Genomic DNA, 8912 nt, shown 5'->3' on the forward strand with positions numbered 1-8912 from the left:
CAAGTAACTTGGACCAGTGTTGATCATTTAGCATTGTTCGAGGCATAGCGAGTGTAAAATTGGGTTTGGCGATTTAATTTTACTATCTCGCTATTTTTTTAATCAACAAATGTCAACAGACCCTATTACTTTTTAAAATAAGCACTAGAAAACCCGACGATCGTATTCAATTGCTTCCAAATCATATACTTGGTAAACGCAGTCAAATAAAGGACGCGCCAACTCCCCTTCATCATCATTCCGCACGATCAAGTAAATTTGGCTAATGGCCGCACTATCCGACAATTTCACATAATTCACATGCCTAAACTGCATAATTTGTACAGATTCAGGAACAATACAAATGCCTTCGCCTGCGGCAACCATGCCTAGTGATTGCTGCAAATCTGCTTGAGTGTTAAAGCGTTTCGGCTCCATACCATATTCTAAAAACAACGACTTGATCAGCGTTGCATAACTTTGACCATCCGTTGCAGGATAGATAAAAATCTGCTCATCTTTGAGATTATTTAATGCAATCTGCTGCTGTAAAGATAAAGGATGGCTTGAATGCACCGCAACAATTAGCGGCTCTTCTCGCAATAGCACACGTTTAACCGCCTGATCCGACACACGAACTCGGCTAAAACATGCATCAACCCGACCTTCTTTTAAAGCCTGAATTTGATCGACTGCACTCAGTTCAATTAAATTTACATTTAAGTGTGGATATTGCTGACGGAACAAATAAACAATTCGAGGTAATAAACCACAGAGTAACGAACCGCCATACCCAATATTAATAGTACGTTCAGTGGCACTGGCCCGCTGCGTAATGAGCTTAATTTCTTCTGCATTGGAAAGTAATTTCACAGCTTGCTGATAAAAAAAACGGCCAATGGTGGTGGTTCTTAAAGGACGGCTGCCACGCTCAAAAAGCTGTGCCCCCAACTCTTCTTCTAAATTTTGAATTTGACGACTTAGAGGAGGTTGAGCAATAAATAGCTTTTCAGCAGCCTTCGTAAAACTCTGTTCTTCTACAACGGCGACAAAGTAACGTAAATGTCTTAATTCCATGACATTGTCCTTTAATGTCGAATTTCTTTCATAATGGTCTTTTATTTGAATATATCAGGACGACACTCAAATCACATCCTTCAAATTCGGTTATTTAAAAGATGTATACACCACATTTATTGTTTGGTCATGCTAATGTGAAACGATTACAAGGTTAACCCGACTTTAGTCTTGGCAATTTTGCTCAATCTTCTCACATGAAAAACTACAAAACGTGATTGACTTCATGAAACAATTCAAGTTAATTAGCAAAATCGTTGCAAATATGGAATAAGAACAGTGCTGAGTGATCTAGATGATTTTTATTGTTTTGCCCAAGTGGTCGAACATGGTGGTTTTAGTGCAGCCGAACGTGCAACAGATATTCCAAAATCAAAACTGAGTCGTCGGGTCTATAACTTAGAAGAACGTTTAGGTGTCCGACTAATTCAGCGTAGCTCACGGCATTTTGCTGTTACAGATATTGGTATGAACATCTATCGTCATGCACAAGTCATGATGAATGCCGCTCAAGCCGCACACGATTTGGTTGATCATCTAAGTACACAGCCGCGCGGCTTAATTAAAGTCAGCTTACCTGTTTCCATCGCGCAAAATGAAATGACCAAAATATTGCCTGAATTTTTAAAGCAATATCCAGAAATTAAAGTGCAAATGATGGTTACCAATCGCCGCGTAGATATCATAAATGAAGGCTTCGATCTCGCGCTACGTGTCCGTTCAAATCTAGACGATGACCCGAACTTAGTTATTCGTAAATTTGAAACGATTGAGCAGCACTTATTTGCCAGTCAGGCCTATCTAAATAAATTTGGTGAACTCAAACAGCCCGAAGATTTATCACAGCATCAAATTTTAAGTATGGCGGATGAGCATCTCGATCAACATATTATTGTGACCGATGCACAGCATCATCAGAAAAAAATTAAAGTCAACCCAACGGTAATGGGCTCTGACCTGTCTATGTTAGCTGCGCTAGCCTGCCAAGATTGTGGCGTGGTGTTATTGCCCGACAGTATTGTGTCCGACCATGTGAAATCAGGTGCTTTGGTTCGTGTGTTACCTGAATGGAAAGCTGCACATGGTATATTCCATGCTGTTTATCCATCTCGTCGTGGCTTATTACCTGCTGTACGAGTATTCATTGATTACTTAGTTGAAAAACTCAGCCAACATGAACACGCTAAATTTTAGGCAAAAAAAAGCGTACCCATGTGATGGGTAAGCGAAAACTTAAAAACTAAGAAAATCAGAAACTACAGCAGAATCTGTAATCATATTATATAAATAAAATACATCTTTATTAAATCGTTAATAGCTCTAACTGATTTTCAGAGTTATAAGCAAAGCCTTATAAATTAAGCTATAGACAAAACCTCTTAGTCTTAAAACCTATAACGTTCATACACACTACAAATTATTAGACTAAAGTCAAAAATTATACACATGTATAATTTAATTTAACTTCAATCATTTAGATACAGCAGATTCAGGATTAAATTCGCGATTTAGCTTAGATTGCAGGATATGTACCTGTACCTTCTGGCCATGGAGATAGCAACTCAAAACCACTATCGGTTACAACCACCATATGTTCCCACTGTGCAGATAAAGAGCGGTCTGCAGTAATCACTGTCCAGCCATCTTTTAACTCTTTAGTTCGCGCTTTACCGCTGTTAATCATCGGTTCAATGGTAAAGACCATGCCTTTTTTCAGAATCACACCTTGACCCGGTTGACCATAGTGTAAAACGCTCGGTTGCTCATGATAAACCTTACCAATTCCGTGACCACAGTATTCACGTACTATGCTGTAGCCTTCACGATGAGCAACTTGTTGAATGGCATAGCCTACATCCCCCAAAGTTGCTCCCGGTTTAACTGCATGAATCCCTGCAACCATGGCTTCGTAGGTAGTTTCCACTAACTTTTTAGCCGCAGGCGAAACCTCACCCACATAGTACATACGACTGGTATCACCAAAATAACCATCTTTAATGATGGCAACATCAATATTGATAATGTCACCATCTTTCAATACAGTTTCTTTCGAAGGAATACCATGACAAACCACTTCATTCGGTGAAATACAGGTGGTTTTGGTATAGCCATAGTAGCCAACGTTGGCAGGAATCACTTTAAGTGTGTTGACGATAAAATCATTACAGATATCGTCTAGATATTCAGTGGTCACGCCCGGCTTGACATACTCCCCGATCATCTCTAAAACCTGAGCAGCTAAACGACCTGAAATGCGTAATTTTTCAATATCTTGCTCGGTTTTAATCGTGATTTTGGAAGCTTTCATCTGAATATCCTCAAATTTGAATACACCGAATTATAGACCTTTTAGATTTTTTTTGTTTTATTCAGCCAATATTTCTGCATTTATTCGGCTTATAGCATCCTATTTAGTGCTGAAAATTAGAACAATTGATTTATATCTGATAAATCTTAATCGCTAAACATATTTCTATAAAAAATTTATATACAATAAATTTCTTTTATTTATCATAAATATAAATAAAACATTATTTTATCTGTCAATATATTCATGATTCGTATTATAAAAACTATCTATACGATTTATAAATTTTGCTCCAAAAACGAGCTTAATTGCACTAAAATTGCCTTTTTTCACAGTTCATCTCCCCTTTATGACAAGTCTTCGTACACGGGATATTGTTGCCTTAGGTTTTATGACCTTTGCACTGTTTATTGGTGCAGGTAACATTATTTTCCCACCAATTGTCGCACAGCAAGCGGGTGAACATGTTTGGTTAGCTGCATTTGGTTTCTTAATCACCGCAGTTGGTCTACCTGTCATCACGATTATTGCTTTGTCGCGTGTTGAGGGTTCTATTCAAGTTTTAAGTTCACCTTTGGGTAAAGCAGCCAGCATTATCCTTACTGTCGCGTGTTACTTAGCTGTTGGACCTTTATTTGCAACACCTCGTACAGCTACCGTTTCATATGAAATTGGTTTCTCTTCTTATTTTGGTAACGGCGCAAACAGTCTGCTAATTTATAGCGTGATTTATTTTGCATTAGTGACCATTGTTTCACTTTATCCAAACAAAATTTTGGATACTGTGGGTTATTTCCTTTCACCGCTCAAGATCTTAGGTCTCATTGTACTGGGTATCTCTGCGTTCTTTATCCCTGCTGGTGTAATTCCGCCTGCAATTGGTAACTACGTGGCTGCACCAGTTTCTGAAGGTGTGGTCAATGGTTATTTAACCATGGATACTTTAGGTGCTTTAGTTTTTGGTATCGTGATCGTAAAAGCCATTACTTCACGTGGTGTAACGGATAGTAAGCTCGTCACCAAGTATGCTGTCATTGCCAGTATTATTTCAGGTATTGGACTTACACTGGTTTATATCAGCTTGTTCAAACTCGGTATGGGCAGCCATGATATTGCTCCAAATGCAACAAATGGTGCAGTGATCCTGCATGCATATGTACAACATGCATTTGGTGATATGGGCGCTTATTTCCTATCTGCAATGATCTTTGTTGCATGTATGGTTACCGCGATTGGCTTGACCTGCGCATGTGCTGAATATTTCTCAGAATTGACTAAAATTCCATACAAAGTTTTTGTGTTCATTTTAGTTGGTTTCTCACTGCTGATTTCAAACTTAGGTTTAACCAAACTCATTGCAGTTTCAGTGCCTGTTTTAAGTGCAATTTATCCACCTGCGATTGCAGTTATCCTACTTAGCTTCTGCTCTAAATGGTTTATTTCACCATCACGAGTTATTGCTCCTGTTACCGCTTGTGCGTTTATTTTCGGTATTTTTGATGGTTTAAAAGTAGCTGGTTTCGAAGATGCGCTTCCAAGCTTTATTGCCAATCTACCGCTTGCTCAACAAAATTTAGCATGGCTGATCCCTTCTGTGATTGTGCTGATTATTGCTGCTGTAATTGACAAAGTTAAAAAGTAACCTTTTTTGACCTGTCTAAAATCGGAGTTTTACCCGAATGACGATTTTACCTGTGACCAATAATTGTCGAGTTTTACCCAAACTGACTTTTATTTGTCCTACTACAGCGCAAAAATCCTAAGTCATTGAACTTTTTTTAATAAAGTTTTATTTTCATGATGAGAAAAAAATCCAGCCCTTTGGCTACAAAATATAATAATAGTTAAAATACAACTACTTTCTGCAAAATACACCGTACACAAACTCCATGATTAAGCCCGATTCAGACTGTAAGCTAGGCGGTTTCGTGTCATAAAGCCGATATACCCGTGTTGGTATATATATTGCTTATTCATACATAGATATTATGCATCGACCATTTTACTCACCAGTCAACACCTTTAGATTCATAATATTTAGTATATGAATAAAATGATTATTCTTATACGATGATCTAACATAGTTTTATGACAAAATAATGACATTTGCTATTGAAATACTTCTAGTTTCGAAGTACAACAGTAGTTCAAACCATGACCAAAATCATGGGTTTTGGCTAAACAACAACAAGGAGGGGTGGAGATGTTATCAGTACATTTCAAAAAGCAATTCTTCATTAACGCTCTGAAGGCAAATAAGAACATGGTGACCTATATAAGCACCACTATTGCTCTCATGCTGACACTACTTATTCAAGGCTTAATACAAGGAAATTTAAGACCTGAATATTTTGCTTATGCGCTTATTGTCTCTGTAGCCTTTTATTTATGGGCAGTCATTGACCACAAATATCGAAAGCAAAAATCAACAGAATTTTAAGTTAGAAGATGGATGAGGCATCATCCATCTTGAAAAAAGAAAGATGCCACCCCCACCTTCTCGATCATTCAATCCATTTTAAAAAACAATACAAATAATCCCTAAAATAACCAGAAAATCATCAGCCTTTTCTCATGAATTTTCGATTCTATTTAACTTCAAATTTTGTTTTATAAATTCTTCTACATAGCCATCGTCTGCACTTTAAAAGCTTTTAGTTCTTGATTAGCTTCCAATCTCATGCAAACCATTTCTAATTGATATTGCTTTGTTTAAAACCAAAATTTAACGATGACTCCGAAGAGCAATCCGAGTGTTGCAATTAACTCGCCTATCACCAATCCAAGCATTGCCATACTCATCATCCATTTAGGTAAATGCCATTTGCCTAAGACGTGCGGTACTTTAAATTGATTGGTGGTATCAGCTAAAAAGCCATGCAGCACATAGCTTAAAATCGAAAAGCTAAAAAAGAACAAATTGATGATTACAAAGAGTAAATTGAGTGTATGTGGAAGTGCTGAAAAATAGGCCAATACCGCTAAAATAAGCGTCGCTGGGGCGTATAACAAACTGCTCCGATGTGCGATATCTACATAATAATGCGCACGTGCCAGTTCAGACTGCCTTATTTGTGCATATTTCCACACACCTGTGAGCATACCTACCCATAAATAAATCCCACTAAAAACTATCGCAATTTTTACTGCACTCGAAAGTTGAAGCATGTCCATTTTAATTTACATCCATTGTTCAATTATACGCATTATTTTTATCTGTATTTCTTCTGCAATAGTACTTGCTTCAAACCTGTTATGGCATGACTTTAGAGTCATACTCTTTTCAGGTTTCTTTTTGGAACTTGTGTAAATTAGTGACATCGGAACACACCCATGAAGTTTGAATCATGTCATCATCTGAAAAACTCACGATTCATTGCCAAGACGGCTATTCACTGAGTGCGCGCTTTTATCCGCACCAGACAGAGCTCAAACAGGCTTTACCTGTGTTGATTTGTCCAGCCACAGGCATTACCAAGCAATTTTATAATAGCTATGCAACATGGTTGAGCCAACAAGGCTATGACGTTTTAGTTTTCGATTTTCGTGGTATTGGTGAGTCGCTACACAGCCCTTTAAAACAATCGACAGCAAGTATTGTGCAATGGGGGCAGCTAGATATCCCTGCGGCAATCGACGCTTTGATCAGTAAAACGCAGGCACCTAAAGTCATATTACTCGGTCATAGCGCAGGCGGACAATTATTAGGTATCGTGCCAAATTATGACAAAGTTGCCAAAGTGGTTGCTGTTTCTGGCTCTACAGGTCATGTCAAAGATCTTAAAGGTCGCACCAAGCTTTTAGCTCCAGTGATGTTTAATGTGATCTTCCCGATTGCACGCTATACCATTGGCTATGGCCCGACTAATGCGATTGGCATGGGTGAAAATTTGCCAAAAGATGTTGCTCGTGAATGGGCTGAATTTTGTAGCAAACCCGGTTATGTCATCAACGCCTTAGGCAAAACTGTTCAGCATGATTTTCATCAACAGGTGAGCTGTCCGATCACTGCCGTATGGAGCTCTGATGACGAAATCGCCACGGAAGCCAATGTCAAAGACTTGCTGCGCTTATACCCGAATGCTTCGACTCAAATGATTGAGTTAAAACCGAAAGAAACAGGTCATAAAGCCATCGGACATATGTTGATGTTTAAATCGTCACATCAAAACCTATGGCCGATCATTGAACAACAGTTACACGCTTAAGTTTTTGCCACTCAGTCAGTAATCCGGCTGAGTGGTCTTTTTATAATCTGCACAAGATTTTCTATTTTTAGCTTCAATCACCCTGCCTAACACCTTACATAATTTATTTTTCTATCTTTAAAATCTGCATTGCAAGTCCGAGTGTGCTAATTTTCTTCAGCCGACCATTGCAAAAAATGATATAACTATTTTTTCTCAATTATATTCTATTTTGGCATGAGTGAAGCACGACACAACCTCGACAGAATTGATCGTTTAATATTATCCGCATTAAGAGAAGATGGACGACTCACCATAGCCCAGCTTTCTGAACGTGTTGGTCTCTCCTCTTCGCCATGTTGGACACGCTTAAAACGTCTAGAAAATTTAAAAATTATCGATGGTTATACAGCCAACATCAATCCAAAATCGATTGGGATCAATGAATTATTCTTTATTGAAATCACATTAGAACGTCACGATGATGAAATTTTAGATCAATTTAGTGAAACTTTAGCCAATATGCCAGAAGTGGTAGAGGCACATTTAGTCACTGGCGATTACGATTATTTAGTGAAAGTTGCGGTTAAAAATGCTGAACACTATGAGCGTTTTTTGCGTAAAAACTTATATTCTATGAAAGGTATACGCCATACACGCTCTATTTTTGCGCTACGACAATTAAAATCTGCCAGCAGTGCTGACCTTATGATGATTGAGTAATGAGCCAATATAGATTTAATCTATAAGATGACTTTAAAATTTAAGGGCAATTGAGTTCAGCACTCAATCGCCCTATTTATGCGGTCTAATCTATAAAGCCATCTTTTTTCAATTTTTTATCTGTCAAATACTCACGTATGACCAATGTTGCGATAATAATGATGGCTTCTAGAATCGCCACAGTGACGGTTATTTTGGTAAATACTTCGACACTGAGCAACTCAAACCACAACTGAGCGATGGCTAATAACCCCCATAAAACTGAAATAATAAGTGCGCTAAAGACACCATATTTCATATTTCTCTCTCCAAAACAACTACATAAGCTTCACGCTTCCAAAAAAGTAGCATACGGCGGATATCTTTTTCCATCGTAATCACCGCCCAACCTTGCTGCGCATTTTGATTTAAAAAATTGGTGAATTTAACAGGATCAACTTTTGAAGAGCCAAGCAGTAAAGATCCCAGCATGCCTTCTTGATAGATAACAACTTTATATTCTTTCATCAATATAGGGTCTGTTGACATTTGTTGATTAAAAAAATAGCGAGATAGTAAAATTAAATCGCCAAACCCAATTTTACACTCGCTATGCCTCGAACAATGCTAAATGATCAACACTGGTCCAAGTTACTTGC

The 8912-nt window shown here is 38.0% G+C and carries 10 protein-coding genes; 5 read left to right on the plus strand and 5 right to left on the minus strand.

What is annotated here, in order from left to right:
- Window positions 1-144 precede the first annotated feature (144 nt).
- Entirely contained in the window at window positions 145-1056 is a 912-nt protein-coding gene (locus FTV04_RS16035; RefSeq protein ID WP_180059718.1) for a LysR family transcriptional regulator, read from the minus strand.
- A gap of 279 nt (window positions 1057-1335) precedes the next feature.
- Between FTV04_RS16035 and FTV04_RS16040 the strand changes: the two genes are divergently transcribed.
- Complete coding sequence (locus tag FTV04_RS16040; RefSeq protein WP_078188531.1) at window positions 1336-2250, plus strand: LysR substrate-binding domain-containing protein; 915 nt, start codon at window positions 1336-1338, stop codon at window positions 2248-2250.
- Between the two features lie 319 nt (window positions 2251-2569).
- Here FTV04_RS16040 and map read toward each other — a convergent pair whose 3' ends face one another.
- Window positions 2570-3364, minus strand: a complete 795-nt coding sequence (map, locus tag FTV04_RS16045; protein ID WP_168378636.1) for a type I methionyl aminopeptidase — start codon at window positions 3362-3364, stop codon at window positions 2570-2572.
- A 349-nt stretch (window positions 3365-3713) separates the two neighbouring features.
- Here map and brnQ point away from each other — a divergent pair, with 349 nt between their 5' ends.
- Both brnQ and FTV04_RS16055 read left to right on the plus strand, forming a co-directional pair.
- Complete coding sequence (brnQ, locus tag FTV04_RS16050) at window positions 3714-5006, plus strand: branched-chain amino acid transport system II carrier protein (RefSeq protein ID WP_180007846.1); 1293 nt, start codon at window positions 3714-3716, stop codon at window positions 5004-5006.
- Between the two features lie 561 nt (window positions 5007-5567).
- On the plus strand, window positions 5568-5804 hold the full coding sequence (locus FTV04_RS16055; RefSeq protein ID WP_180090365.1) for a hypothetical protein: 237 nt from the start codon (window positions 5568-5570) through the stop codon (window positions 5802-5804).
- A 272-nt stretch (window positions 5805-6076) separates the two neighbouring features.
- On the opposite strand, the gene FTV04_RS16060 is transcribed toward FTV04_RS16055, so the two are convergent.
- Window positions 6077-6538, minus strand: a complete 462-nt coding sequence (locus FTV04_RS16060) for a hypothetical protein (protein WP_180007847.1) — start codon at window positions 6536-6538, stop codon at window positions 6077-6079.
- A gap of 173 nt (window positions 6539-6711) precedes the next feature.
- Between FTV04_RS16060 and FTV04_RS16065 the strand changes: the two genes are divergently transcribed.
- Window positions 6712-7572, plus strand: coding sequence for an alpha/beta fold hydrolase (locus FTV04_RS16065; RefSeq protein WP_180007848.1), 861 nt, complete (start codon window positions 6712-6714; stop codon window positions 7570-7572).
- Between the two features lie 216 nt (window positions 7573-7788).
- On the plus strand, window positions 7789-8274 hold the full coding sequence (locus tag FTV04_RS16070; RefSeq protein WP_078188537.1) for an Lrp/AsnC family transcriptional regulator: 486 nt from the start codon (window positions 7789-7791) through the stop codon (window positions 8272-8274).
- A gap of 85 nt (window positions 8275-8359) precedes the next feature.
- On the opposite strand, the gene FTV04_RS16075 is transcribed toward FTV04_RS16070, so the two are convergent.
- The gene (locus tag FTV04_RS16075; protein ID WP_168378640.1) at window positions 8360-8572 is read right to left on the minus strand and encodes a hypothetical protein; all 213 of its coding nucleotides are present in this window, start codon (window positions 8570-8572) and stop codon (window positions 8360-8362) included.
- Window positions 8569-8802 (minus strand): DUF4177 domain-containing protein, encoded by a 234-nt coding sequence (locus FTV04_RS16080; protein ID WP_218949949.1) that lies wholly within the window; start codon window positions 8800-8802, stop codon window positions 8569-8571. The genes FTV04_RS16075 and FTV04_RS16080 overlap by 4 nt, the downstream gene beginning before the upstream one ends.
- Window positions 8803-8912: the final 110 nt, after the last annotated feature.

The organism is Acinetobacter sp. YH12219, from assembly GCF_013417875.1.
Classification (GTDB): domain Bacteria; phylum Pseudomonadota; class Gammaproteobacteria; order Pseudomonadales; family Moraxellaceae; genus Acinetobacter; species Acinetobacter amyesii.

Coding starts and splice junctions, on each gene's coding strand:
- FTV04_RS16035 (WP_180059718.1), bottom strand. CDS start 1,056: ATGGAATTAAGACATTTACGTTACTTTGTCGCCGTTGTAGAAGAACAG.
- map (WP_168378636.1), bottom strand. CDS start 3,364: ATGAAAGCTTCCAAAATCACGATTAAAACCGAGCAAGATATTGAAAAA.
- brnQ (WP_180007846.1), top strand. CDS start 3,714: ATGACAAGTCTTCGTACACGGGATATTGTTGCCTTAGGTTTTATGACC.
- FTV04_RS16055 (WP_180090365.1), top strand. CDS start 5,568: ATGTTATCAGTACATTTCAAAAAGCAATTCTTCATTAACGCTCTGAAG.
- FTV04_RS16060 (WP_180007847.1), bottom strand. CDS start 6,538: ATGGACATGCTTCAACTTTCGAGTGCAGTAAAAATTGCGATAGTTTTT.
- FTV04_RS16065 (WP_180007848.1), top strand. CDS start 6,712: ATGTCATCATCTGAAAAACTCACGATTCATTGCCAAGACGGCTATTCA.
- FTV04_RS16070 (WP_078188537.1), top strand. CDS start 7,789: ATGAGTGAAGCACGACACAACCTCGACAGAATTGATCGTTTAATATTA.
- FTV04_RS16075 (WP_168378640.1), bottom strand. CDS start 8,572: ATGAAATATGGTGTCTTTAGCGCACTTATTATTTCAGTTTTATGGGGG.
- FTV04_RS16080 (WP_218949949.1), bottom strand. CDS start 8,802: ATGTCAACAGACCCTATATTGATGAAAGAATATAAAGTTGTTATCTAT.